27 protein-coding genes are annotated in these 24,012 nt (G+C 48.6%); 16 read left to right on the top strand and 11 right to left on the bottom strand.

Translation table 11 applies throughout. The annotated features are described in order from the left end of the window. The 4 genes from CSD97_RS01150 to prmC all read right to left on the bottom strand — a co-directional run bounded on the left by CSD97_RS01150 (nt 1) and on the right by prmC (nt 2,538). Nucleotides 1-411, bottom strand: coding sequence for an SRPBCC family protein (locus CSD97_RS01150; RefSeq protein ID WP_009037778.1), 411 nt, complete (start codon nt 409-411; stop codon nt 1-3). 93 nt (nt 412-504) lie between these two features. Next, nucleotides 505-1,143 carry an orotate phosphoribosyltransferase gene (gene pyrE, locus CSD97_RS01145; RefSeq protein WP_005825142.1) on the bottom strand — a complete coding sequence of 213 codons (639 nt, stop codon included), beginning with the start codon at nt 1,141-1,143 and terminating at the stop codon, nt 505-507. Nucleotides 1,144-1,225: 82 nt separating this feature from the next. After that, nucleotides 1,226-1,705: a regulatory protein RecX gene (locus tag CSD97_RS01140; protein ID WP_009037777.1), complete on the bottom strand. Its 480-nt coding sequence runs from the start codon at nt 1,703-1,705 to the stop codon at nt 1,226-1,228. Beyond that, the gene (prmC, locus tag CSD97_RS01135) at nt 1,702-2,538 is read right to left on the bottom strand and encodes a peptide chain release factor N(5)-glutamine methyltransferase (protein WP_009037776.1); all 837 of its coding nucleotides are present in this window, start codon (nt 2,536-2,538) and stop codon (nt 1,702-1,704) included. The genes CSD97_RS01140 and prmC overlap by 4 nt, the downstream gene beginning before the upstream one ends. Before the next feature lie 74 nt (nt 2,539-2,612). On the opposite strand from prmC, the gene ribD reads away from it, so the two are divergent. The 11 genes from ribD to CSD97_RS01080 all read left to right on the top strand — a co-directional run bounded on the left by ribD (nt 2,613) and on the right by CSD97_RS01080 (nt 14,436). Then, complete coding sequence (gene ribD / locus CSD97_RS01130) at nt 2,613-3,668, top strand: bifunctional diaminohydroxyphosphoribosylaminopyrimidine deaminase/5-amino-6-(5-phosphoribosylamino)uracil reductase RibD (RefSeq protein ID WP_098031851.1); 1,056 nt, start codon at nt 2,613-2,615, stop codon at nt 3,666-3,668. 134 nt (nt 3,669-3,802) lie between these two features. Beyond that, complete coding sequence (locus CSD97_RS01125; protein WP_009037775.1) at nt 3,803-5,167, top strand: DUF6242 domain-containing protein; 1,365 nt, start codon at nt 3,803-3,805, stop codon at nt 5,165-5,167. 5 nt (nt 5,168-5,172) lie between these two features. Next, complete coding sequence (locus CSD97_RS01120; RefSeq protein WP_005834753.1) at nt 5,173-5,907, top strand: isoprenyl transferase; 735 nt, start codon at nt 5,173-5,175, stop codon at nt 5,905-5,907. A gap of 52 nt (nt 5,908-5,959) precedes the next feature. Continuing rightward, complete coding sequence (gene bamA, locus CSD97_RS01115) at nt 5,960-8,599, top strand: outer membrane protein assembly factor BamA (protein WP_005825149.1); 2,640 nt, start codon at nt 5,960-5,962, stop codon at nt 8,597-8,599. Nucleotides 8,600-8,640: 41 nt separating this feature from the next. Continuing rightward, a complete protein-coding gene (locus CSD97_RS01110) occupies nt 8,641-9,156 on the top strand; it encodes an OmpH family outer membrane protein (RefSeq protein ID WP_044468779.1) in 516 nt (171 codons plus the stop codon). A gap of 128 nt (nt 9,157-9,284) precedes the next feature. After that, nucleotides 9,285-9,791 carry an OmpH family outer membrane protein gene (locus CSD97_RS01105; RefSeq protein WP_098031850.1) on the top strand — a complete coding sequence of 169 codons (507 nt, stop codon included), beginning with the start codon at nt 9,285-9,287 and terminating at the stop codon, nt 9,789-9,791. A gap of 109 nt (nt 9,792-9,900) precedes the next feature. Then, nucleotides 9,901-10,740 carry a glutamate racemase gene (murI, locus tag CSD97_RS01100; protein ID WP_016272511.1) on the top strand — a complete coding sequence of 280 codons (840 nt, stop codon included), beginning with the start codon at nt 9,901-9,903 and terminating at the stop codon, nt 10,738-10,740. Between the two features lie 75 nt (nt 10,741-10,815). After that, nucleotides 10,816-11,055 carry a DUF2007-related protein gene (locus CSD97_RS01095; protein ID WP_005825154.1) on the top strand — a complete coding sequence of 80 codons (240 nt, stop codon included), beginning with the start codon at nt 10,816-10,818 and terminating at the stop codon, nt 11,053-11,055. Further along, the gene (proB, locus tag CSD97_RS01090; RefSeq protein ID WP_035449862.1) at nt 11,045-12,124 is read left to right on the top strand and encodes a glutamate 5-kinase; all 1,080 of its coding nucleotides are present in this window, start codon (nt 11,045-11,047) and stop codon (nt 12,122-12,124) included. The genes CSD97_RS01095 and proB overlap by 11 nt, the downstream gene beginning before the upstream one ends. A 66-nt stretch (nt 12,125-12,190) precedes the next feature. Next, the gene (locus tag CSD97_RS01085; RefSeq protein WP_005825156.1) at nt 12,191-13,438 is read left to right on the top strand and encodes a glutamate-5-semialdehyde dehydrogenase; all 1,248 of its coding nucleotides are present in this window, start codon (nt 12,191-12,193) and stop codon (nt 13,436-13,438) included. A gap of 44 nt (nt 13,439-13,482) precedes the next feature. Then, a complete protein-coding gene (locus CSD97_RS01080; RefSeq protein ID WP_098031849.1) occupies nt 13,483-14,436 on the top strand; it encodes an acetylornithine carbamoyltransferase in 954 nt (317 codons plus the stop codon). A gap of 140 nt (nt 14,437-14,576) precedes the next feature. On the opposite strand, the gene CSD97_RS01075 is transcribed toward CSD97_RS01080, so the two are convergent. From CSD97_RS01075 to rpmH, 7 genes are all read right to left on the bottom strand, one after another. After that, nucleotides 14,577-14,963 carry a rhodanese-like domain-containing protein gene (locus tag CSD97_RS01075; protein WP_008662859.1) on the bottom strand — a complete coding sequence of 129 codons (387 nt, stop codon included), beginning with the start codon at nt 14,961-14,963 and terminating at the stop codon, nt 14,577-14,579. A 13-nt stretch (nt 14,964-14,976) separates the two neighbouring features. Continuing rightward, nucleotides 14,977-15,645 carry a NigD-like C-terminal domain-containing protein gene (locus CSD97_RS01070; RefSeq protein WP_098031848.1) on the bottom strand — a complete coding sequence of 223 codons (669 nt, stop codon included), beginning with the start codon at nt 15,643-15,645 and terminating at the stop codon, nt 14,977-14,979. A 4-nt stretch (nt 15,646-15,649) separates the two neighbouring features. Further along, complete coding sequence (locus CSD97_RS01065; RefSeq protein WP_005825164.1) at nt 15,650-16,807, bottom strand: hypothetical protein; 1,158 nt, start codon at nt 16,805-16,807, stop codon at nt 15,650-15,652. Between the two features lie 12 nt (nt 16,808-16,819). After that, complete coding sequence (locus CSD97_RS01060; RefSeq protein ID WP_005825166.1) at nt 16,820-17,800, bottom strand: D-alanine--D-alanine ligase; 981 nt, start codon at nt 17,798-17,800, stop codon at nt 16,820-16,822. Next, nucleotides 17,797-18,867, bottom strand: a complete 1,071-nt coding sequence (locus CSD97_RS01055) for an RluA family pseudouridine synthase (RefSeq protein WP_005834741.1) — start codon at nt 18,865-18,867, stop codon at nt 17,797-17,799. The genes CSD97_RS01060 and CSD97_RS01055 overlap by 4 nt, the downstream gene beginning before the upstream one ends. A gap of 53 nt (nt 18,868-18,920) precedes the next feature. Then, nucleotides 18,921-19,568 (bottom strand): PASTA domain-containing protein, encoded by a 648-nt coding sequence (locus tag CSD97_RS01050; RefSeq protein ID WP_005834739.1) that lies wholly within the window; start codon nt 19,566-19,568, stop codon nt 18,921-18,923. Nucleotides 19,569-19,737: 169 nt separating this feature from the next. After that, entirely contained in the window at nt 19,738-19,899 is a 162-nt protein-coding gene (gene rpmH / locus CSD97_RS01045) for a 50S ribosomal protein L34 (protein ID WP_004292199.1), read from the bottom strand. A gap of 194 nt (nt 19,900-20,093) precedes the next feature. On the opposite strand from rpmH, the gene efp reads away from it, so the two are divergent. From efp to CSD97_RS01020, 5 genes are all read left to right on the top strand, one after another. Continuing rightward, on the top strand, nt 20,094-20,660 hold the full coding sequence (efp, locus tag CSD97_RS01040; RefSeq protein WP_005825176.1) for an elongation factor P: 567 nt from the start codon (nt 20,094-20,096) through the stop codon (nt 20,658-20,660). 145 nt (nt 20,661-20,805) lie between these two features. After that, nucleotides 20,806-21,795 carry a glycosyltransferase gene (locus CSD97_RS01035; protein ID WP_098031847.1) on the top strand — a complete coding sequence of 330 codons (990 nt, stop codon included), beginning with the start codon at nt 20,806-20,808 and terminating at the stop codon, nt 21,793-21,795. Between the two features lie 31 nt (nt 21,796-21,826). Beyond that, on the top strand, nt 21,827-22,513 hold the full coding sequence (radC, locus tag CSD97_RS01030) for a DNA repair protein RadC (RefSeq protein WP_005825180.1): 687 nt from the start codon (nt 21,827-21,829) through the stop codon (nt 22,511-22,513). 349 nt (nt 22,514-22,862) lie between these two features. After that, entirely contained in the window at nt 22,863-23,174 is a 312-nt protein-coding gene (locus tag CSD97_RS01025; RefSeq protein ID WP_005824875.1) for an iron-sulfur cluster assembly protein, read from the top strand. 39 nt (nt 23,175-23,213) lie between these two features. Continuing rightward, complete coding sequence (locus tag CSD97_RS01020; protein ID WP_005824878.1) at nt 23,214-23,978, top strand: UDP-2,3-diacylglucosamine diphosphatase; 765 nt, start codon at nt 23,214-23,216, stop codon at nt 23,976-23,978. Nucleotides 23,979-24,012: the final 34 nt, after the last annotated feature.

Here is a 24,012-nt window from a genome sequence, read left to right as displayed (position 1 = left end):
TTAATATTGTATCATCGCCAACATATCTGCCATCTTCTCCAGTCCTTCCTGCAAGGGTTTCTGCACCATGGTCTTCATAAACGGATTTATATCCATGCCGATGGTCAGCTTCATTTTGCATTCGGTTTCGGTGGTGGGTACAATCTGTATCCACAGATTGAAGGGCAGCGGTGAAGTGGTTGTTGCAAACTTGATACACTTGCAAGGTTCCTTCTCCACAATCTGCAACGTAATCTTTCCCACGGGGGCCACCTCTATCGTCATGCTCTCCGCGTCAAAACTCAAGTTCTTCACTTTGTCTTCAGGCAGACGGTCTTTCACCTTCTCCAGATTGCTCAGGTCGGAAAGCTTTTCATAAACAGCTTCTTGTGAAGCCGGTACAACTTTCACTCCACTCTCAAATTTCGTCATAATCAATCGTATTCAAAAAGAAAAAAGAACTATCCGGACAGAATCTATCCGAATGGCTCTTTTATCCATATTAACATTTTTACAAATAAGTTCTTATTTTCCAGATTCCCAATGTGCAGGGTCTTTACGCCATTCATTCAGAGTCTCCACATCTTCTTCCTCGATATAGCCCGTACGCAGTGCCACTTCCATCACAGCCTCGTAATTGGTCAGCGTCACCAAAGGCACTTTGGCATCCTTGAAAGCCTTTTCGGCAACCGGGAAACCATAAGTATAGGCAGCTACCATACCGATGACCTCACATCCGTCACGGCGGATAGCTTCTACAGCCTTTAAGCTGCTTCCACCCGTAGAAATCAAATCTTCCACGACTACCACCTTCATACCGGGACGAAGTTCACCTTCAATCAAATTCTCCAGTCCATGGTCTTTCGGAGTGGAGCGTACATATACAAACGGCAAGTTCAATGCATCGGCCACCAAGGCACCTTGCGGGATAGCTCCCGTTGCCACACCGGCAATGGCATCCACCTGTCCGAAACGTTCCAAAATCAGACGCGTAATTTCAATCTTTACGAAATTACGGAGAGAAGGATAAGAAAGGGTTTTGCGGTTATCACAATAAAACGGAGACTTCCATCCGGATGCCCAAGTGAACGGGTTAGCCGGTTGTAGTTTAATCGCTTTTATCTTCAGCAACTTCTCTGCAAACAATCTTTCTAAAGTTTTCATAGCAAAACTAATCTATATATGATAAATATGGCACAAAAATACGGAAACAGAATGAGAATAAAAAAGAGAAAGCCGATAATTTTCATTCGGAGTAGTCATTTTCCTCAGAAACCTCTATGCAACGACATATATCCTTCATTTCGAACCCCCTGCTCAAGGCAAAACGCACCAGTTTGCCATTCAACTCATACTCACTTTCGGCACGGACGCTTTTACGCTTTGCCGCCAGCAGTTTCTGCAAGACGGCGTGGTATTCCTCCTCATCAATCTCGTTCAAATAGGGCCAATAGACAGATGAAGATATCTTTTTCAACTGGAGCGCCTGCCCTATCTTCATCTTGCCCCATTTGGCTAAACGGTATTTGTCGTTGATGAAAGCACGGCAGAAGCGTTCTTCATCAATGTACTTCTCTTGTTCCAGACGGTTGATGATACGGTCTATGGCATCATAGGCAATGCCCCAGCGTTGCAGTTTCTCCGCAATCTCCGCCCGGCAATGCTCGGCAGTGGAGCAATATGCCGCCACTCTGTTCAAAGCTTCAGTTTCAGTTATTTCTATCATCGTTCTGCAATTACGTACCGGTCGTTGCCGGAAATATCTTTTCGGATACGGACATTCGTATAGCCTTGCTTGCGAAGCATCGAAGCGACAGCCTCTCCAAATGCCCGGTTGATTTCAAAATAGAGTCGGCCGCCGACCGTCAGCATGCTCCGTCCCAGTTCACCTATACGCCGATAGAAACGGAGCGGGTCGCTGTCTGGAACAAACAAAGCTCCCGAAGGTTCCCAGTTCAAGACATTTGGCTCCATGTCCTTCTTTTCTGTTTCCGTAACATAAGGCGGATTACTGACGATTACATCAAAGTACTCATCCTCAGTCGGTTGATACGTCAGGACATCACGCTGTACAAATTGTACGGAGGTCTGCAAAAGGCGGTTATTGTCGCCGGCTATGGCAAGAGCTTCTCCGGAAATGTCCCAAGCAGTTACTTCCGCTTCCGGCAACTCTTTAGACAAAGTGACGGCAATACACCCACTTCCAGTGCCAATGTCGAGAATACGGGAAGCCGGAGCGACTTCCTCCAGCATCCTCTCCACCAGTTCTTCCGTTTCGGGACGGGGAATAAGCACCCCCGGAGCCACCCGAAAAGTACGTCCCAGGAAACGGGCAGTACCCTGCACATACTGTATGGGCTCAAAATTGCACAGACGGGAAAGAATGCTTTCCAATTCCTTTTCATCCTTTGGAGATAAAATCATATCTTTGCCCAGGTAATAGTCAATATGACTCTGACCTAACATTTCACAGCAGACAATACGGGAAAGATTGGCTGCCTCCCGGGGAGGATAGCACTCCTGCAAAGCACTGCGGATATGTGAAACGGTTACATTCATTCGGAGTCCGGTTTTATTCGGGCTGCAAAAGTAATCATTAATTTTGATTATTCAACCAAAAGACAAGCAAGGATATGAATTCAGAAGAAGAGAAATATATGCTGCGATGCATCCAACTGGCACAAAACGGACTTTGCAATACAGCACCCAACCCGATGGTGGGAGCGGTAATAGTATGTGACGGGAAAATCATAGGCGAGGGATACCATGTGCGCTGTGGAGAAGCCCACGCCGAGGTCAACGCCATCCGTTCCGTGAAAGACACGTCCCTGCTGAAACGTTCCACCATCTATGTCAGCCTGGAACCGTGTTCGCACTATGGCAAAACTCCTCCTTGTGCAGACCTCATCATCGAGAAGCAGATTCCACGCATCGTCATCGGGTGCCGGGACCCTTTTTCTAAGGTTGCGGGCCGAGGCATACAGAAACTGAAGGATGCCGGACGTGAAGTTATTGTCGGAGTGCTGGAAACAGAATGTCGGCAGCTCATCCGCAGGTTCATCACTTTCCATACTTTGCGACGCCCCTACATCACCCTAAAATGGGCGGAATCTTCTGACAGATATATCGATTACTCCCGCACGGACGGTAAACCGGTTATCCTCTCCAGCCCGCTGACTTCGATGCTGGTACACAAGAAACGGGCAGAGCACAGTGCCATATTAGTAGGTACCCGTACGGCTGAACTGGACAATCCCGGCCTGAATGTCCGCCATTGGTATGGTCGTTCACCGGTACGTATCGTGCTGGACCGGCAACAAAAGCTATCCCCCAGCCTTCACCTATTTGACGGTAGCGTGCCGACCCTCGTTTTTACAGAAATCCCGCACGCTCCGCTACCGAATGTAGAATATCTGCCAGTCAGCGACTACCAGCAGAATATACTCCCCGAAATCATGGAAATGCTGTATACACGCGGATTACAATCCCTTTTGGTAGAGGGTGGCAGCCAAACGCTCCAATCCTTCATTGATGCCGGATTGTGGGACGAAATCTTTGTGGAAGAAGCTCCGCACCTTCTTCATTCCGGCGTCAAAGCACCCGAAATCAGTGACGGATATCCATTTGCAACAGAGTATTCTTTCGGCAGGAGTTTTCGCCATTATACGGCCTCAAGAAACAGTCAATAGCCTCATTTCAGGGCTTTTTTATCGAGAAAAAGGGGGATATTATCTATAATTTTATATAAAACTTCCCCGTAAAGCTGTTTATAGAAAAAAATGTTCCTATTTTTGCAACTTGTAAATAAACACTAACTTTCAAAATGAGAATAAAGTTTCTATCAGTAATTGTGAGTTTTCTTATTGTGTCATTTGCTCTAAGTTCATGCCTTGACTCTGACGACAATTATGAATTCAGCTCCGATGCTACTATACATGCTTTTGGTATCGATACCATACATGGCAAACATTACAAATTTACAATTGACCAGCTCAATAGACTCATCTATAACAGAGATTCATTGCCCGTAGGTTCAGATACCATCATTGACCGTATTCTGATTGATACTATGACCGTTACCGGTTGGATAACTTCAGGCTCGCCTACCGACACGGTATTCGTCATGTCGGACTCCGTGGATTTGAGACCCGCCATGAACAACGATGCCGGCATGCTGTTCAAAGCACATGCCGCCGACGGTGTTACAGTCCGCGAATATAAATTGAAAGTTAATGTACACCTGCAAGACCCGGACTCACTCGTATGGACAGACATGCAGAAAAGGGGGAATATATTCTCCAATACCATCAATTTAGGTCAGCAAAAAGCGGTTGTACTGGGAGACGAACTATTTGTCTACACTTCCAACAGTACTGCTTACAAGACATCGACTGCGCCCGATAAATACAACTGGAGTAAAGTCAATGTCAGCAACCTCCCCTCAGACGTAAAGCTGACATCTGCCGTAGAGTATAACAATGCGCTTTATATGGTTACAGAAAGCAAAAGAGTATTCAGCTCTACCAACGGCGGCGCCTGGACAGAAGTCACTACATTGGGAGACAATGTCATAGTCCTCATCAATGGTTTCTCTGACCGGCTCTCGGGTATTGTGGAAATCAACGGAAAGCAATATTTCAACATCTGTAAAGACGGAAAGAATTGGGAAACGGAAAACACGGCTGACAACCTTACCCTTGAGGAAGTCCCGGCAGGATTCCCTACCGAAAACATATCCACCACCCAGACCAATACCGGCAATGGTGTAGAGAAGGTGGTTCTGGCAGGAATGCCGCTGGCCAACGAACAAGAGACAATACCCTGGTTCTCATTGGACGGCAAAGGCTGGGCAAGCCTGGCTAACACGGTGTACGACACATCTTGTCCCGGCATGGTCAACCCTGCCATTATGTACTATGGCGACATGTTCTATTGCTTTGGAGGAGAACTTGACGCCATCTACAACTCCATCACAGGCATTGCGTGGAGCAAGACAGAAACCAAATTCCTGCTACCCCAGGAATTCAAAGGGAAAGGCGCGTACTCCATTATAGTGGAACCGACGAAAGACAAAACTGTGGACCCGGCAGACAAACGGGACTTCATTTGGGTGATATTCGGCGGCAACGGCACCAAGAATGAGGTATGGCGCGGACGTCTTAACAGATTGGGCTTCGAAATACAATAATAATGATGTCATATAAGGAAGAAATCGATCTAAACCGGATACCCCAGCACGTGGCGATTATCATGGACGGTAACGGACGGTGGGCCAAGCAGCGTGGACACGAACGCAGCTATGGACATCAGGCCGGCGCAGAGACTGTGCACGTCATTGCAGAGGAAGCCGCTAAATTAGGAGTCAGATACCTTACTTTATATACGTTCTCTACCGAGAACTGGAATCGTCCGTCGGACGAGGTAGCCGCCTTGATGGGATTGCTCTTCGACTCCATAGAGGAAGAGACGTTCATGAAGAACAATATCAGTTTCCGGGTAATAGGAGATATTGAAAAACTGCCTGCCAACGTACAGCAACGGCTCAACACTTGCGTGGCACACACCTCCCACAACACGGGAATGTGCCTGGTACTGGCATTGAGCTACTCTTCCCGCTGGGAAATAACGGAAGCTGCCCGGCAAATAGCCGACCTGGTACAGAAAGGTGAGCTGAAACCCGAACAAATCGACAGTGAGCTCATATCCCGTCATCTGACAACCCACTTCATGCCCGACCCCGACCTGCTGATACGTACCGGAGGAGAGCTCCGCCTTAGTAACTACATGCTCTGGCAATGCGCCTATTCGGAACTTTATTTCTGTGATACCTATTGGCCCGACTTCCGTGAAGAAGAATTACGCAAAGCCATATGTGACTATCAGAAACGCGAACGCAGGTTCGGCAAGACCAGCGAGCAAATCAATTAATCACCGGACACACAAATAGTAAATAGTAAATTGTAAAATAGTAAATAAAAAGATGCACTATCGTATTTTCTCCATACTCGTAACGTTTGTCTGCCTTTTCGGCTGCGCACTGACAACAGCAGCACAGGACGTAAACAACACCGATGAAACCGAAAAGCCGGTTATACTCTATTCGGGAACACCCAAGAAGTATGAAATAGCCGACATTAAGGTCGAAGGAGCCCAGAACTATGAGGATTATGTAATTGTCGGATTGTCCGGACTATCCAAAGGGCAGACTATCACCGTGCCGGGTGACGAGATTACACAAGCTTGTAAGCGCTACTGGCGCCACGGTCTGTTCTCTGACGTGGAAATTACAGCAGACAAGATTGAAGGCGACCAAATTTGGCTGACCATTCATCTGACCATGCGTCCGCGTGTTTCCGACATACGCTACAACGGTGTGAAGAAGTCAGAGCGTGAAGACCTGGAAAGCAGAATCGGCATGATAAAGGGCGGTCAGATTACACCTAATCTGGTGGACCGCGCCAAGACCTTGATAAAGCGCTATTTTGACGACAAGGGCTTCAAGAATGCAGATGTAATCATCACCCAACGTGATGATCCGGAAAAGAAGAATGAAGTGATTGTCAACATCGACATCGACAAGAAGGAGAAAGTGAAAGTACATCAAATCACCATTGTAGGCAACGAGGCCCTCACGACCAAGAAGCTGAAGCGTGTGATGAAGAAAACAAACGAAAAGGGCAAGCTGCTCAATCTGTTCCGCACCAAGAAATTCATTGAGGACAACTACGAAGCGGACAAACAGCTGATTATCGACAAATACAACGAACTGGGTTATCGTGACGCCATCATCGTGACAGACAGTATCAAGCCCTACGATGACCGCACGGTAGACATCTTCATGCAGATTGAGGAAGGACAGAAATACTATCTCCGCAATGTAACCTGGGTAGGTAACACACTGTATCCTTCCGAACAACTGAACTTCCTCCTCCAGATGAAGAAGGGTGATGTCTACAACCAAAAGTTACTTGAAGAGCGTACAATGACCGATGACGATGCCATCGGTAACCTTTACTACAACAACGGTTATCTGTTCTACAGCCTCGAACCGGTGGAAGTAAACATCGTGGGCGACTCCATCGACCTGGAAATGCGTATCTACGAAGGTCGCCAGGCTACCATCAATAAAGTCAGCATCAACGGTAACGACCGTTTGTATGAAAACGTAGTACGCCGTGAACTCCGTACCCGTCCGGGCGAACTCTTCAGCCGTGAAGACCTGATGCGTTCCATGCGTGAAATCCAGCAGATGGGACACTTCGACCCCGAACAAATCCAGCCCGACATCCAGCCGAGACCAGAAGACGGCACGGTAGACATCGGTTATGACCTTGTATCCAAAGCCAACGACCAGGTAGAGTTCTCCGCCGGTTGGGGACAAACAGGTATTATCGGTAAGTTAAGTCTGAAGTTCACCAACTTCTCTCTGTCCAACCTGCTGCATCCGGGTGAGAACTACCGCGGTATCCTCCCGCAAGGTGATGGTCAGACATTGACCATCAGCGGCCAGACCAATGCCAAATACTATCAGTCATACAGCGTTTCATTCTACGACCCGTGGTTTGGCGGTAAACGCCCGAATGCATTCTCCGTATCGGCTTTCTATTCTCGCCAGACCGACATCAGTAGCCGTTATTACAATTCAGCCTACATGAACAGCTATTACAACAGCTATTATAGCGGTATGTATGGCTACGGTATGTACAACTACGGCAATTACAACAACTACGAGAATTATTACGACCCGGACAAATCTATCCAGATGTATGGTCTTGCAGTGATGTTCGGTAAGCGTTTGAAGTGGCCGGATGACTACTTCCAGTTCACAGCCGAGTTGTCTTACCAACGTTATGTTCTGAGTGACTGGCAGTACTTCCCGGTTACCAACGGTAAGTGTAATAACCTCAGCCTCAACCTGACCTTGTCCCGTAGCTCTATCGACAACCCGATTTATCCGCGCCAAGGTTCCGAGTTCTCGTTGTCTGCACAAATCACACCGCCTTTCTCTCTGTTCGACGGTACCGATTACAGCAAGTACAGCACCAGCAGCCAGGAAGACATGAACAAGATGCACAAGTGGATTGAATACCACAAGTGGAAATTCAAATCCAAAGTCTACATCCCGTTGATGGACCCGATTACCGTCAAACGTACTCCGGTGCTGATGGGACGTGTAGAATTCGGTTTGCTGGGACACTACAACAAATACAAAAAGTCTCCGTTCGAAACGTTTGACGTGGGTGGTGACGGTATGACCGGCTACTCCAGCTATGCTACAGAAAGTATCGCCCTCCGTGGTTATGAGAACAGCTCATTGACTCCATACGGTTCTGAAGGTTATGCCTATACACGTCTCGGACTGGAATTAAGATATCCTTTGATGCTCGAAACAAGTACCAGTATTTATGCGTTAACGTTTGTGGAAGCCGGTAATGCATGGCATGATGTCAATAAGTTCAACCCGTTCGAATTGAAACGTTCAGCCGGTGTCGGTGTCCGCATCTTCCTCCCGATGATTGGTATGATGGGTATCGACTGGGCTTACGGTTTCGACAAAATAATGGGTTCCTCGCAATATGGCGGCAGCCAGTTCCACTTCATCCTGGGACAGGAATTCTAAGCAATGGACAATTGATAATTGACAATTAATGCAGTATCGTTATGAAGAAGAGTTTATTGATCCTTTTTACACTGTTTGCAGTAAGTATAACAGCCAATGCACAGAAGTTCGCCTTGATTGACATGGAATATATCCTGGAAAATATTCCTGCCTACGAACGTGCCAATGAACAACTGGAGCAAGCCTCCAGACAATGGCAGAGTGAAGTCGAAAAGATTTCCGAAGAAGCCAAGACTCTGTACAAGAACTATCAGTCTCAGATTGCCTCCCTTTCTGAAACACAGAGAGGTAAAAAGGAAGAAGAGATTGTCGCTAAAGAGAAATCAGCAGCCGAACTGCGCCGCAAATACTTCGGTCCGGAAGGCGAACTGTATAAAAAACGTGAAAGTCTGATGCAACCCATTCAAGATGAAATATACAATGCTGTAAAGGAAATTGCGACACAGAACGGATATGCGGTAGTTGTAGACCGTGCTTCCGCATCAAGTATCATTTTTGCCTCGCCGAGTATTGACGTCAGCAATGAAGTACTTGCAAAACTGGGATATTCAAATTAATTTCATACATTTGTTTCAGAATATAGACTGCATTCAGGATTAAAAATAAGCTTGCTTATTTTGTATTGCGTTCAGTTTGCGCTATATTTGTCCCCGACGAATAATCATTCAAATAAATAATAAACATTATGCTTAAAAAAATCGCACTACTCGTAGTTATGTTCGCCCTCCCGCTGGGAGCTATGGCGCAAGCTAAATTCGCTCACATGAATTCTCAGGAAGTAATCACTGTTATGCCTGAATTTACCAAAGCTCAAGCTGACCTTGATGCTATGTCTAAGAAATATCAGGATGAAATGCAGCGCACTAACGAAGAATTCCAAAAGAAGTATCAGGAATATCTTGTTCAACAAGATTCTTTGCCCAAAAACATCGCTGAAAGACGCCAGAAAGAATTAAACGATATGGCCCAACGCCAAGAACAATTCCAACAAGAAGCTTATCAAAGTATGCAGAAAGCACAGCAGGATGCTATGGCTCCTATCTATAAGAAACTGGACGAAGCTATCCAAGCTGTCGGCAAGGCTGAAGGCGTGGTCTATATCTTCGACTTGGCCCGTACCCCGATACCATTCGTAGGAGCACAGAGCGTTGATGTAACTGCCAAAGTTAAAACGCAATTGGGCATTAAATAATAGAATTATCTATGATAGAGCAAGCGCGGATAGTTTTATCCGCGCTTATTTTTTATACATTACTGAGAAATTTGCATTATCTTTGCATGGTACATAGTCTTTAGAAAGCATGAAACAGACATTACCTTCTGCAGCCGGTCCCATCGGAATATTCGATTCCGGATATGGCGGACTGACCATCCTGAGCAAGATACGGGAAGCCCTTCCCCAATATGATTACATTTATCTGGGCGACAACGCGCGCGCGCCTTACGGAACCCGCTCGTTCGAGATTGTCTATGAGTTCACCTTGCAGGCAGTCACCAAACTGTTCGAGATGGGTTGTCACCTCGTCATTCTGGCATGCAATACAGCTTCGGCAAAAGCTCTGCGCAACATACAAATGAATGATTTGCCTCGCCTCGACCCTATGCGCCGTGTGTTGGGAGTAATTCGCCCAACCGTAGAATGCATAGGGAACATTACCCAAAGCCGCCATGTGGGAGTGCTTGCCACGGCAGGAACCATCAAGTCTGAATCCTATCCGCTGGAAGTGCATAAACTCTTCCCCGACATCAAAGTGAGCGGTGAAGCCTGCCCTCTATGGGTATCCCTCGTAGAAAACAACGAGGCACAAGGTGAGGGTACCGACTACTTCATACGCAAGAACATCGACAACCTGCTGGCCAAAGACACGCAGATAGACACCGTCATTCTGGGCTGCACGCACTTCCCGTTGCTGCTGCCCAAGATACAGCAATACATGCCCGACGGCATCACGACCGTCACCCAGGGGGAACTGGTAGCAGACAGCCTGAAAGACTATCTTCACCGCCATCCGGAAATGGACAAAAAATGTACCAAAGGTGGAAGATGCGTCTACCGCACCACGGAATCGGAGGAGAAATTCACAGAATCGGCTTCTACTTTCCTGAATGAATCGATAAGAGTTGAGAGGATTGAACTATAAATTCGTCAGCATTAAACATTAAAACAAAAACATTTGTTATATTTGTAAGACAGAAACCTCTAAATTCATACCATCATGAAAGAAGAAGACAAAAGCAAACTCGTTGAGGTGTTCACCGGTTCACCGTGGGAAGCAGAACTCGTAAAGAGCCTGCTGGGAAATAGTGATATTGAAGCTGTAACAAAAGACGGAATGGTAGTAAACGTTGTACTGCCTGCCACTGCGGTAGATGTTTCCGTTCTCGTCAATGAGAAGGACTACGAAGCCGCCATGGAAGTAGTCCGTGAATACGAAAAGAGAGAAAATGGAGATTGATTTCAATAGAATTGCTGTCAAGGTAGGCAGCAATGTTTTGACACGTCGTGACGGCACTCTCGACGTCACCCGCATGTCCGCTTTGGTGGACCAGATAGCCGAGCTGCACAAGGCCGGCATAGAAATAATACTTGTTTCTTCCGGAGCCGTTGCTTCGGGACGTAGTGAAGTGCGCCCCACCAAGAAGTTGGACAGCGTAGACCAGCGCCAGCTCTTTTCCGCTGTAGGGCAGGCCAAACTCATCAACCGCTACTACGAGCTGTTCCGGGAGCATGGCATCCCCGTGGGACAAGTGCTCACAATGAAAGAGAACTTTTCCACCCGCCGCCATTACCTCAACCAGAAAAACTGTATGACCGTAATGCTGGAGAACGGCGTCATTCCTATTGTCAATGAGAACGACACCATCTCCGTGAGCGAACTGATGTTCACCGACAACGATGAGCTGTCCGGCCTGATAGCCTCCATGATGGATGCCCAGGCACTAATCATTCTCAGCAATATAGACGGTATCTACAACGGTTCACCCGCCGACCCGGAGTCTCAAGTCATCCGTGAAATAGAACAAGGCAAAGACCTCTCCTCCTACATACAAACTTCCAAGTCCAGCTTCGGACGCGGCGGCATGCTGACAAAAACCAACATTGCCCGCAAAGTGGCGGATGAGGGCATCACAGTAATCATAGCCAACGGGAAGCGGGACAACATCCTTGTGAAAATAATGAATAATGAAGAATTAAACTATACCCGTTTCATTCCGTCTCCGGAACCGGTATCGAGCATCAAGAAATGGATTGCGCACAGCGAAGGGTTTGCCAAAGGCGAACTGCACATCAATCATTGTGCCACCGAACTGCTCTTCTCGGACAAAGCAGTAAGCATCCTACCGGTAGGCATCACTGACGTTATAGGCGAGTTCGAGAAGGACGACATCGTACGGATTATCGACTTCGGCGGTAAACCCATCGGTGTGGGAAAAGCCAACTGTGACTCCAGCCAGGCACGGGAAACAATGGGAAAACATGGAAAGAAACCCGTAGTGCACTACGACTACCTATATATAGAATAGGACACAGACGGATACTATCCACGATATTCATACTTGCATATTTATCACTCTATACTCAGTAAGAAAATGAACTTAAACAAAACTTTTGTCGCCGTACAAGATGCCAGCCGTAACATGCTAGCGTTGAGCGACAAAGAAATCAACCAAATATTACTGGCTGTTGCAGACGCTGCCATAAACAAAACAGACTTCATTCTGAGTGAAAACCAGAAGGATTTGGAGCGTATGCCTTCTACCGACCCTAAATACGACCGCCTGAAACTGACAAAAAGCCGTTTGCAGGACATCGCTGCGGACATCCGCAACGTAGCCGCCCTCCCTTCTCCTTTGGGAAAAGTCCTTAAAGAGAACGTATTACCCAACGGATTGAAGATAAAAAGGGTCAGTGTACCTTTCGGTGTCATAGGCATTATCTACGAAGCCCGTCCCAACGTCAGTTTCGATGTATTCTCACTCTGCCTTAAAAGCGGCAATGCCTGTATTCTGAAAGGCGGAAGCGATGCAGACTATTCCAACCGTGCCATAATCAGCGTGATACACGAGGTACTGGAGCATTTCAACGTAGATACACATATCGTGGAACTGCTTCCTGCCGACAGAGAGGCGACTGCCGAACTACTGCATGCCAACGATTATGTAGATTTGATAATTCCGCGCGGCAGCAGCAGCCTGATAAACTTCGTACGCCAGAATGCCACAGTACCGGTTATAGAGACAGGTGCCGGCGTATGCCATACGTTCTTCGACCGCTATGGCGATATAAGCATAGGTCCATCTATCATTGCCAATGCAAAGACACGCCGGGTCAGTGTATGCAACGCTTTGGATTGCCTGATTATCGAAGCCGACAGCCTGGCTAATTTGCCCGACCTATGCCTGCCGCTGCAATCAAGCAATGTAGAGATATTTGCCGATGAACCCGCCTACCACAGTCTGCGTGACAAATATCCCGTCGAGCTGTTGAGACTTGCCACTGAAGACTGCTACGGCAGAGAGTTCCTGGACTACAAGATGGCCATTAAAACCGTGAATTCTTTCCAGGAAGCATTGGCACATATCCGGAAGTACGGTTCCAAACATAGCGAATGCATCATTACGGACGACAAGACACGTGCCGAATGGTTCTGCCGGGAAGTGGACGCCGCTTGCGTATACGTCAATGCACCGACCTCTTTCACCGACGGCGCACAATTCGGACTCGGTGCCGAGATTGGCATCAGCACCCAGAAGCTACACGCCCGCGGTCCGATGGCTCTGGAAGAAATCACCACATACAAATGGATTGTCGAAGGTTCCGGACAGACCAGACCTTGACAGCCGAATAACAAAGATATAGATACACTAAAAAGACTGTAAATATGAAGAACTTTACTTGCGTGCAGGACATCGGTAACCTGAAGTCTGCACTGGACGAAGCATTCGAGATTAAAAAAGACCGTTTCAAATATGTGGAACTGGGACGTAACAAAACGCTGATGATGATTTTCTTCAACTCCAGCCTGCGTACCCGCCTCAGTACACAGAAGGCTGCATTGAATCTGGGCATGAACGTAATTGTACTGGACATCAACCAGGGAGCCTGGAAACTGGAGACAGAGCGTGGTGTCATCATGGACGGTGACAAACCGGAACACTTACTGGAAGCCATTCCCGTGATGGGCTGCTATTGCGACGTCATCGGCGTACGTTCTTTTGCACGCTTCGAAAATAAGGAAGACGATTACAACGAAGTGATACTGGAGCAGTTCATCAAGCATTCCGGCCGGCCGGTATTCTCCATGGAGGCTGCCACACGCCATCCGCTGCAGAGTTTTGCCGACCTGATAACCATTGAGGAATATAAGAAGACGGCACGCCCCAAAGTAGTGATGACATGGGCTCCACATCCGCGTCCATTGCCCCAGGCTGTCCCCAACTCCTTTGCCGAATGGATGAATGCAACTGATTATGACTTTGTGATTACACATCCCGAAGGTTATGAACTCGACCCCAAGTTCGTAGGAAATGCCCACGTAGAATATGACCAGATGAAAGCTTTTGAAGGAGCCGATTTTGTCTATGCCAAGAACTGGGCGGCCTATACGGGCGACAACTATGGACAAATATTGAGCAAAGACCGCGCCTGGACAGTAGGCGAGCGCCAGATGGCCGTTACCAACAATGCCTACTTCATGCACTGCCTGCCGGTTCGACGCAACATGATTGTGACGGATGATGTGATAGAAAGCTCGCAGTCCATCGTAATCCCCGAAGCGGCCAACCGGGAGATTTCAGCAACAGTGGTGCTGAAGAGACTGCTTGAAAGCCTCTAACCAGAGAACAAGACTACTTTATTCTTTTTAGGCGCGGATTACGCGGAAAACGCGGATTCTTTTCTTAAATTTTTCCGTGAAATCCGCGTAATCCGCGCCTAAAAAGAAGTTATAGCAAATGCATTTCAGCTGCACCGCTATTACTTTTCCACTTCCTTGCCCGCTTCTTCCCAACCGATGAAACCTTTGTCAAGGTCATAGATTATATATCCTTTTTTGCTCAGTATGGCAGCGGCCTTTTTACTGCGTTTACCACTGCGACAATATACAGCAACCGGTTTGTCCTTCTGCAAAGTGGAGTCGGCCATCGTTTCAAACGACTCATCCAGCACATTGATATTGATACTATGGGGCACGTGTCCTTCCGAGTATTCGGCAACAGTACGCACATCCAGAAGCTGCACCTCCGGATTGGCTATCAATGTGGAAAAGTCATCTACCGAAACAGACTTGAACTGTCCCTCCTTCTGCTGGCAGGAAAAGAGGGTGGTAAAAACGAGGCAAAGGCCCGCGAACAATGTCTTCATCGAATATTTCATTTTAGTCAGGGTTATAAACAAAATCGTAAGTCTTGATGTCACCGGAATAAGTGTGCACACTGAAATGAACCATAACCTTCTGTATATCCTCTGCCGCATACTGCCGCAAAGGTACGGAAGCGTAGGCACGCCTGGTATAAGACACCACCTCCTCCTTTGCGTCATGATACAGCGTCAGATATACTTCACTACACCCGGTAGCAGTATCCACAATCACTTCATCCTCAATAAAATGGAACTTATGTTCACCATTCTCCTTGACTATCAGTGTCATATTGAGATAGTCGAGTCCCATCCAGATACCCAGCACATCAGTAGGGTCTGTCTTGACGCCCTCCTCGAACTTGTCGGCCGTTTTGGGAGCGACAGAAAGAACACCGCTCAAGGCATACAGCACCGCACCGGCAGTTCCATCGGCAGTTACCTCCGAAGCATAATTACTGATGACACGTACCGAAGCGTTTGCCTCTATGTTCGTCTTTGTCTTGTCCTCCACTACCGGCAAGGTTTCCCCTTCATCCGTCACAACAGACCGCAGATAGCCGTCAGCCCCCGAAAAGGCAGTCAAGAATTCCAGCTTCACGGAAGGATAATGATAATCATCATCGCCACAACCAGCCAACAGACAGGCCAATAAAGGCAAAAGCCACCAATCACAGTACTTCTTCATGTATTCATTCTTTTATAGCCGCCAGATAATTCTTCAACGGGTTGGCATACATCAGCAGCATTTTTCCGCGCAGAAAGTCCACGTCCTTATTAGGAATGGAGATACGCTCCAATTGTTGTTCTATATAGGCCGTGAAACGCTGCTTATCCTCGGCAGTGTAATGGTCGGAAAAATCCTCCTTCCCCTCGAGAAGGTCGTGTGCCACATAATTATTGGGATACATCCGGTAGCTGGCATGAATGCGTTTGTCTATCAGTGCAGACATGCGTGCAAAGAGTTCGGGCTTCGGAAGTGAACGGTCCATCTTCGCCAATTCATCATTCATGCAGGCACCCGTCTGGAAATGTACCCGCCCTTTATAGCCGAACAGTCCGGTCTGCATATTCAGCAAGTCGTCAGCCGTCGTTTTCTTATAGCCTTCAATGTCCCGTTTCAGTTGGAACTCCTGCGCTTTCAGGAAGTCGCAAGGGTCGTATTCATAGGAAATGGCAAGCGGAGCTATATTCATTTCCATTAAGCGGTCAATGACGTCGCCTTCACCGCCTATTGCCAGCATCTTCAGCACACTGTCCTGCGTGCGGTCGTTGGAATCCTTGGCACGCCCTTCACGTTGTGCAATCCAGATAGACTGTTTCTTCTCACTGATGGTATAATGCATATAGCGGGACATGCGTGCGGAAGCCTCCAGCATCTGGCGCATGGTCAACGCACGCAGCACGATGAAGGACTTGTTGACACGCACGAATTTCTTAATCCACGGATAGACAAGCAGGTTGTCGCCAATGGCTATCTCTACCGTATCCATACCCTGGTCTACCAAAAGAATGGACAAGAAACCGGAATCGAGAATAATGTCGCGATGATTGGAGATATAGGTATACGCCGCCGACTTGTCTGCCGGCAACGCGGTATGGTCCAAAGTCAATCCATCCGTAGCCTCCTTCGCCAATTTCCACAGAAGCCCATAGCAGAAGGTCTTCTGAAATTCCAGCTTGGTTTTACACGCGCGCATTTTCTGCGACCAGACTTCAAAAGGTACACCAGGCATCACAGTATCCACTGCCTGCCGGAACGCCGCATCGGCAATCAGTTCCTCATAGACTTGAGGAAGTTCCTCATCATGATAAGGACGGATTTCATCAAATTCCACGTTCGCATTCATAATGAATAATGATTAATCCTTAAACTTGTTTTCTATAATATCTGTCATTACATCCTTCATCTCCATTCCGGCAGCACGAACCTGCTGGGGAATAAAGCTGGTGGCAGTCATTCCGGGGGTGGTATTCACCTCCAGCAGATTGATTTTTTCCCCTTCGGTAATGATATAGTCCACACGGATAATGCCGTAGGCCCCGAGTATATCATAAATGGCAGAAGTCAGCGTCTGCACCCGGCGGGTCAAATCGTCCGAGATGCGGGCGGGAGTAATCTCGTCAGACGCACCATTATACTTAGCTTCATAATCGAAGTACTCGTTGTGGCTCACCACCTCCGTAATGGGGAACACTACGGACTTGTCTTTTGTTTTGTAACAGCCGCAGGTAATCTCGGTTCCGTCCATAAAGGCCTCCACCAGTACTTCCTGCGCTTCCGCAAATGCCTTGGCTATGGCAGGTTGTATCTGCTCTTTCGCCGTCACCTTGGTCACGCCGAAGCTGGAACCTCCCAAGCTGGGCTTAATGAAGCAAGGCAGACCGATTTTCTCCATCACATCTTCATCCGTTACCGACTGTCCGCCGCGCAGCAACAACGATTCGGCAATGCGCACACCGAAACCTTTCAGATACTGGTTGCAGGCAAACTTATCGTACGTGAGCGACGCTGCCAGTACTCCGCAACACGAATAAGGGATGTGGAGCATATCAAAATAGCCCTGCAGACGGCCGTCCTCACCCGGAGTTCCGTGGATGGTGATATAGGCAAAGTCGAATGTCACTTTCTCGCCATCCAGCACGAAGCTGAAGTCATTGCGGTCTACCGGAGTCTTAGCGCCGTCGGGCAGCTGTACATGCCAGTCCAGTCCGTGCATTTCTACAATATATAAGGTATACTTCTCCTTGTCGATGAAGGAGTAAATCCCCTGTGCACTACGCAGGGAGACGTGGAATTCGGAGGTATCTCCTCCGGCTACAATAGCAATCGTGCGTTTCATTCTAATTCTCTGTTACTGATATAGCCTCTCCATTTGTCTATCAGCCGGGTCATGTCATCGGGCAATTCCGAAGTGAAGTACATTTCTTCTCCGGTGACGGGATGCACAAACCCCAGCGTCATGGCATGCAATGCCTGCCGCGGACAAGTGTCGAAGCAGTTGTTTACAAATTGTTTGTATTTAGCGAAGTGGGTTCCTTTCAGGATTTCGTGTCCACCGTAACGTTCGTCGTTGAAAAGTATGTGTCCGATGTGCTTCATGTGCACACGGATTTGATGGGTGCGTCCCGTTTCAAGGATACATTCCACCAGTGTGACGTATCCCAAACGTTCGAGCACCCGGTAATGGGTGACGGCATGCTTTCCCTGGTCGTCGGGGAGGACGGTCATCTGCATGCGGTCTCTGGGATTACGACCGATATTGCCGACAACGGTCCCTTCATCCTGCTCTACATTTCCCCAGACCAGCGCCCGGTAACGGCGTTTTGTCGTCTTGTTGAAGAACTGGTTGCCGAGATTCGTCTTGGCATCCGGAGTCTTGGCTATCACCAGCAGGCCGGAGGTGTCCTTGTCGATGCGGTGCACCAGTCCCACATGCGGGTCATTGGCATCATAATCGGGATTATCCTTCATATGCCAGGCTATGGCGTTGACAAGCGTACCGTGATAGTTGCCATGACCGGGGTGCACCACCAGACCGGCAGGTTTGTTCACTACCATCAGATACTTGTCCTCATATACTATATCAAGGGGGATGTCTTCGGGGATGACTTCATTCTCATAGCGTGGACGGTCCATCATCACAGTGATTACATCCATCGGCTTCACCTTATAGCTACTTTTCACAGCCTTGCCGTTCGCCATCACGAAGCCTGCATCGGCAGCCTTCTGGATGCGATTGCGCGAGGAGTTCGTCAAGCGGTCGAACAGATACTTGTCCACCCGCATCATCTCCTGCCCCTTGTCCACCACCACACGGAAGTGTTCATAGAGTTGCGCCTCGTCACCCACCGGCTCTACGTCGTCCAGCTCATCATTATCTATATCATCCGGCAATTCTTCTATCATCACGGCATTTACAATTTGACTATTTACAATTTACGATTGGAGTCAGATGTTTATCAGAACCAGGACTCATCTGCCGCGGAGTCTTCGGACAACATGGGTTCAACGGTACCTCCCACAGAATCCACTCCCAGGGAGTCTGCCTGCAAGGCGCCTCCATCTCCCACCATCAGCGTCAGCACTGCACCGGCGGGCACTTTCTCGCCGATGGAAAGCTGACGGCCCTTATACTTCACGCCATACACCCAGTCCTTCTCTCCCGGAATATACTGTATCTCGGCCAGCTTGAAGCCCGAAGCCAGAATACGCGCTTCCGCCTGCCGCAGCGAACTGTTGTCCGCCACATCGGGTACTATGTGCAGAGGGACTTCAATCGTATTGATTGTAAGATAGATGGTACGTCCTTCCTTTACCTTTTGTCCGGCTGCCGGATTATATTCGAGGATGCAGCCGGCAGGAAGAGTCTTGACATAACTGGAATCCGAAACGATGCAGACCAAGCCGCGGTTACGGAACATTTTCTCGGCTTCCTCCACTCCCATGCCCTTCACATCGGGCACTATCACAGCCTCGCCGTGGCGGGTATATATATCCAGTCCTTTCAGCACTCCGAACAGCAATCCCACTACCACAACGGCCATCGCAAGTATGTTCGCCCAGAAGAACCGGTTCTGCCGGAAAGAGAAAAAATCTTTTATTGTCATAATCGATAATGCATTATTTGGGACAAAGATACAATTTTCACCACATAGTACACGGAGTTGGCAATAGTTTTTTCCGGAGAAGCGGGCACAATACATAAGAAAAGCTGCAAAAGACCAGAATCAGTCTTTTGCAGCTCCCTTATTTCTTTAATACGAACGAGAACGACTATTATGCCTTTACTCCGTTGTATTCGTCAGAAACAGTCAGTTTCTTTCTGCCTTTAGCACGACGTGCTGCCAATACTCTGCGGCCGTTTGCTGTAGCCATTCTCTCACGGAAACCGTGTTTGTTCTTTCTCTTTCTGTTCGAGGGTTGAAATGTTCTTTTCATTACTGTATCTTGTTTTATGTTATTATTCTCACGAATTCGGGCTGCAAAAATAGATACTTTTTTCAAATAAACCAAGAGATAACTCATTTTCTCTCAAAAGTTTTTGTGTTTTTTACCGATTTCCATTACTTTTGCACTCGCAAACCAGCACTAACGAAGTAAATACCAATATAATAATATTAAAGACTATAAGTATGATTAATGCCCAAGACATTAAAATCGGAACTTGCATCCGTATGGACGGCAAGCTGTATTTCTGTATCGACTTCCTGCATGTAAAGCCGGGAAAAGGTAATACTTTCATGCGCACCAAGCTGAAAGACGTGGTGAACGGTTACGTTCTGGAACGCCGTTTCAACATCGGTGAGAAACTGGAAGACGTACGTGTAGAACGTCGTCCCCACCAATACCTCTATCATGACGGTGACAACTACCAATTCATGAACCAGGAGACTTTTGACCAAATTCCCATCGCCCACGACCTCATCAACGGTGTTGACTTCCTGCTCGAAGGAATGATAGTAGACGTGGTATCAGACGCTTCTACAGAAACCGTACTCTATGCTGATGTGCCCATCAAGGTTCAGCAGAAGATTACCTATACGGAGCCGGGACTGAAAGGCGACACAGCCACCAACACGCTGAAGCCCGCTACGGTAGAATCAGGTGCAACGGTCCGCGTTCCTTTGTTCATCAACGAAGGCGAGACTATCGAAATCGATACGCGCGACGGTTCTTACGTAAGCCGCGTAAAAGCATAAGCCCTTTTGGAAATCAGGCAAATGCCCTTTTCATATCATCCCCGGTGCTCCACTTGGCATCCGGGGATTTTTCTTTCCATTTATTCATCTGCAAAGCTTAAATGATATATCTTTGCGGAGACAACCAAAACATAAAGCCATACCCATGAGATACTCCGTCATCATCCCCGTATACAACCGCCCCGATGAGGTGGATGAACTGCTGCAAAGCCTGACGCAGCAAAGTTTCAAGGATTTTGAAGTGATTGTGGTGGAGGACGGCTCCTCCATCCCCTGCAAGTCGGTCACAGAGAAGTATCAGGAACTATTGGACGTGCATTATTATGACAAGCCCAACTCCGGCCCCGGGCAGACCCGTAACTACGGGGCGGAACGAAGCAAGGGCGAATACCTGATAATACTGGATTCGGACTGCATCCTGCCCGAAGGTTATTTCCTTGCTGTGGAAGAAGAGCTGCAGCACGAAGCCGCCGATGCCTTCGGAGGCCCCGACCGCGCGCACGAATCATTCACAAACATACAGAAAGCCATCAACTACTCCATGACCTCCTTCTTCACCACCGGCGGTATCCGTGGGGGGAAGAAGAAGATGGACAAGTTCTATCCGCGTAGCTTCAACATGGGTGTGCGGCAGGAAGTGTACCAAGCCCTGGGCGGATTCTCGCGGATGCGCTTCGGGGAGGACATCGACTTCAGCATCCGAATCTTCAAGGGAGGATATACGTGCCGGCTGTTCCCCGGTGCCTGGGTATACCACAAGCGACGGACAGACTTCCGAAAATTCTTCAAGCAGGTACACAATTCCGGGATTGCCCGCATCAATCTGTACAAGAAGTATCCGGAATCGCTGAAGCTCGTCCACCTGCTGCCGGCTGCATTTACCCTGGGAGTGGCCATATTCCTGCTGGGAACGCCCTTCTGCCCGTACAGCCTGCTGCCCATCGCTCTTTATGCGCTTCTGGTATGCATGGACTCCACTATCCGGAACCGTAGCCTCAGCATCGGGCTCTACTCCGTTGCCGCCTCCTTCATCCAGCTCATCGGATACGGGACGGGGTTCCTGCGCGCCTGGTGGAACCGCTGCATACTTGGCAAGGACGAGTTCGAGGCGTTCAAAAAGAACTTTTACAAATAAGGAGGATTAGGGGTTAAGGATTAGGGATGATATGGAGAAACTGAATATCAACCAGTGGGCTGCAGAGGACCGCCCGCGGGAAAAGATGATGCAGAAAGGGGCGGAAGCCTTGAGCGATGCCGAACTGCTAGCCATCCTCATCGGCTCCGGCAATACGGAAGAAACCGCCGTGACACTGATGCAGCGCATACTCGCCGCCTGCGGCAACGACCTCAACCGCCTGGGCAAATGGGAGGTGCGGGACTTCTCCCGATTCAAAGGCATGGGCCCCGCCAAAAGCATCACCGTCATGGCATCCCTGGAACTGGGCAAACGCCGCAAGCTGCAGGAACGCTCCGGACGTACCGCCATCCGCTCTTCCGCCGACATCTACGAGCTGTTCCATCCCCTGCTCTGCGACCTTGCCACAGAAGAATTCTGGGTACTGCTTATGAACCACGCCGCCAAAGTGATAGACAAGGTACGCATCAGCCGCGGCGGCATCGACCAGACCACCGCCGACGTGCGCAGCATCCTGCGCGAAGCCCTGCTGCAACGCGCCACACAGATAGCCCTTATCCACAACCATCCCTCCGGCAACCCGCACCCCAGCAACGACGACCAGCGGCTGACGGAACTCGTGAGGAAAGCCGCCCAAACCATGAACATACACCTGACCGACCACGTCATCGTCACGGACGGAAGCCATTACAGCTTCAACGACGAAGGATTGCTATAAATAATCCAAGTTACAGACATACTATACGAAAGACAAAAGCGGTCATAACACTAACTATCAGCACATCGTATTTACCTGCTATTTACCAGCCAATGTAAAAGCCGTTACCGCGGTATGTAAAAGCCGTTACCCTATATTGTAACGCTCTTTACCCCATATTGTAAAGACCTTTACCGCCTATTGTAAAAGGAGTTTCCCCAGGGGTAAAGGGAGTTCCCCCAGAGGGTGAAGCGTGTTTCCCCACCGTCAAACCCTTTCTGAAGTAATGAAAAGGAGGGCGTTCCTTTGCATTTTCAATTAAATTCCATAGCTTTGTTCTTTGAAAACCTATATATAAAACCCTACGAATATGACCAAATTTGAAATAGAAGAGAAAATAGTCTCCATGCTCAAGACCGTATTCGACCCGGAAATACCGGTAAATGTATACGACCTGGGACTGATTTACAAAATAGACGTCTCCGACCAGGGAGAAGCCTCCATCGACATGACGCTGACTGCCCCCAACTGTCCGGCAGCCGACTTCATCATGGAAGATGTGCGCCAGAAGGTGGAATCCATCGACGGCGTAACCTCCGCCACCATCAATCTCGTTTTCGAACCCGAGTGGGACAAGGACATGATGAGCGAAGAAGCGAAACTGGAGCTGGGATTCCTTTAAATCAGTTGAAAGTTCAAAGTTGAAAATGGAAAGTTGAAAATGAAGAATGTATATTTCCTCTCGGATGCTCACCTGGGCTCACGAGCCATCGAACACGGACGAACCCAAGAACGGAGGCTGGTCAACTTCTTGGACAGCATCAAGCACAAGGCATCGGCCGTATACCTGCTGGGAGACATGTTCGACTTCTGGTACGAATTCCGTACCGTAGTGCCCAAAGGATACACCCGCTTTCTGGGCAAGCTGTCCGAACTGACCGACCTGGGAGTAGAAGTCCACTTTTTCACGGGAAACCATGACCTTTGGTGCGGCGACTATCTGACCAAGGAGTGCGGCGTCATGATACACCGCGAACCGCTGACCACCGAAATCTTCGGAAAAGAGTTCTACCTTGCCCACGGTGACGGGCTAGGCGACCCGGACAAGAAGTTCAAGATGCTGCGCGCCATGTTCCGCAGCCGTACCCTACAGACGCTGTTCTCTGCCCTGCACCCCCGCTGGAGCATGGAGCTGGGACTGAACTGGGCCAAGCACAGCCGCTTGAAACGCATAGACGGGAAAGAACCCGCATACATGGGAGAAAACAACGAATACCTGGTGCTCTACACCAAGGAATACCTGAAAAGCCATCCCAACATCAACTACTTCATCTACGGTCACCGCCACATCGAACTGGACCTGATGCTGAGCAGTACCGCCCGCATCCTCATCCTCGGCGATTGGATAAACTACTTCTCGTACGCCGTCTTTGACGGCGAGAACCTCTTCCTTGAGAATTTTGTGGAGGGAGAGACGAAGCTATAGCCCGCATTGCCAAACTGTTAACCATCATACCATT

The sequence above is a fragment of the Bacteroides sp. AR29 genome (assembly GCF_900217715.1).
GTDB classification, from domain to species: domain Bacteria; phylum Bacteroidota; class Bacteroidia; order Bacteroidales; family Bacteroidaceae; genus Bacteroides; species Bacteroides uniformis.
This window is presented reverse-complemented; position numbering and strand designations above follow the sequence as displayed.

What these genes read in the sequence shown, in the direction of transcription:
- CSD97_RS01150 (WP_009037778.1), bottom strand. Translation starts at nt 411, where the DNA reads ATGACGAAATTTGAGAGTGGAGTGAAAGTTGTACCGGCTTCACAAGAA.
- pyrE (WP_005825142.1), bottom strand. Translation starts at nt 1,143, where the DNA reads ATGAAAACTTTAGAAAGATTGTTTGCAGAGAAGTTGCTGAAGATAAAA.
- CSD97_RS01140 (WP_009037777.1), bottom strand. Translation starts at nt 1,705, where the DNA reads ATGATAGAAATAACTGAAACTGAAGCTTTGAACAGAGTGGCGGCATAT.
- prmC (WP_009037776.1), bottom strand. Translation starts at nt 2,538, where the DNA reads ATGAATGTAACCGTTTCACATATCCGCAGTGCTTTGCAGGAGTGCTAT.
- ribD (WP_098031851.1), top strand. Translation starts at nt 2,613, where the DNA reads ATGAATTCAGAAGAAGAGAAATATATGCTGCGATGCATCCAACTGGCA.
- CSD97_RS01125 (WP_009037775.1), top strand. Translation starts at nt 3,803, where the DNA reads ATGAGAATAAAGTTTCTATCAGTAATTGTGAGTTTTCTTATTGTGTCA.
- CSD97_RS01120 (WP_005834753.1), top strand. Translation starts at nt 5,173, where the DNA reads ATGTCATATAAGGAAGAAATCGATCTAAACCGGATACCCCAGCACGTG.
- bamA (WP_005825149.1), top strand. Translation starts at nt 5,960, where the DNA reads ATGCACTATCGTATTTTCTCCATACTCGTAACGTTTGTCTGCCTTTTC.
- CSD97_RS01110 (WP_044468779.1), top strand. Translation starts at nt 8,641, where the DNA reads ATGAAGAAGAGTTTATTGATCCTTTTTACACTGTTTGCAGTAAGTATA.
- CSD97_RS01105 (WP_098031850.1), top strand. Translation starts at nt 9,285, where the DNA reads ATGCTTAAAAAAATCGCACTACTCGTAGTTATGTTCGCCCTCCCGCTG.
- murI (WP_016272511.1), top strand. Translation starts at nt 9,901, where the DNA reads ATGAAACAGACATTACCTTCTGCAGCCGGTCCCATCGGAATATTCGAT.
- CSD97_RS01095 (WP_005825154.1), top strand. Translation starts at nt 10,816, where the DNA reads ATGAAAGAAGAAGACAAAAGCAAACTCGTTGAGGTGTTCACCGGTTCA.
- proB (WP_035449862.1), top strand. Translation starts at nt 11,045, where the DNA reads ATGGAGATTGATTTCAATAGAATTGCTGTCAAGGTAGGCAGCAATGTT.
- CSD97_RS01085 (WP_005825156.1), top strand. Translation starts at nt 12,191, where the DNA reads ATGAACTTAAACAAAACTTTTGTCGCCGTACAAGATGCCAGCCGTAAC.
- CSD97_RS01080 (WP_098031849.1), top strand. Translation starts at nt 13,483, where the DNA reads ATGAAGAACTTTACTTGCGTGCAGGACATCGGTAACCTGAAGTCTGCA.
- CSD97_RS01075 (WP_008662859.1), bottom strand. Translation starts at nt 14,963, where the DNA reads ATGAAGACATTGTTCGCGGGCCTTTGCCTCGTTTTTACCACCCTCTTT.
- CSD97_RS01070 (WP_098031848.1), bottom strand. Translation starts at nt 15,645, where the DNA reads ATGAAGAAGTACTGTGATTGGTGGCTTTTGCCTTTATTGGCCTGTCTG.
- CSD97_RS01065 (WP_005825164.1), bottom strand. Translation starts at nt 16,807, where the DNA reads ATGAATGCGAACGTGGAATTTGATGAAATCCGTCCTTATCATGATGAG.
- CSD97_RS01060 (WP_005825166.1), bottom strand. Translation starts at nt 17,800, where the DNA reads ATGAAACGCACGATTGCTATTGTAGCCGGAGGAGATACCTCCGAATTC.
- CSD97_RS01055 (WP_005834741.1), bottom strand. Translation starts at nt 18,867, where the DNA reads ATGATAGAAGAATTGCCGGATGATATAGATAATGATGAGCTGGACGAC.
- CSD97_RS01050 (WP_005834739.1), bottom strand. Translation starts at nt 19,568, where the DNA reads ATGACAATAAAAGATTTTTTCTCTTTCCGGCAGAACCGGTTCTTCTGG.
- rpmH (WP_004292199.1), bottom strand. Translation starts at nt 19,899, where the DNA reads ATGAAAAGAACATTTCAACCCTCGAACAGAAAGAGAAAGAACAAACAC.
- efp (WP_005825176.1), top strand. Translation starts at nt 20,094, where the DNA reads ATGATTAATGCCCAAGACATTAAAATCGGAACTTGCATCCGTATGGAC.
- CSD97_RS01035 (WP_098031847.1), top strand. Translation starts at nt 20,806, where the DNA reads ATGAGATACTCCGTCATCATCCCCGTATACAACCGCCCCGATGAGGTG.
- radC (WP_005825180.1), top strand. Translation starts at nt 21,827, where the DNA reads ATGGAGAAACTGAATATCAACCAGTGGGCTGCAGAGGACCGCCCGCGG.
- CSD97_RS01025 (WP_005824875.1), top strand. Translation starts at nt 22,863, where the DNA reads ATGACCAAATTTGAAATAGAAGAGAAAATAGTCTCCATGCTCAAGACC.
- CSD97_RS01020 (WP_005824878.1), top strand. Translation starts at nt 23,214, where the DNA reads ATGAAGAATGTATATTTCCTCTCGGATGCTCACCTGGGCTCACGAGCC.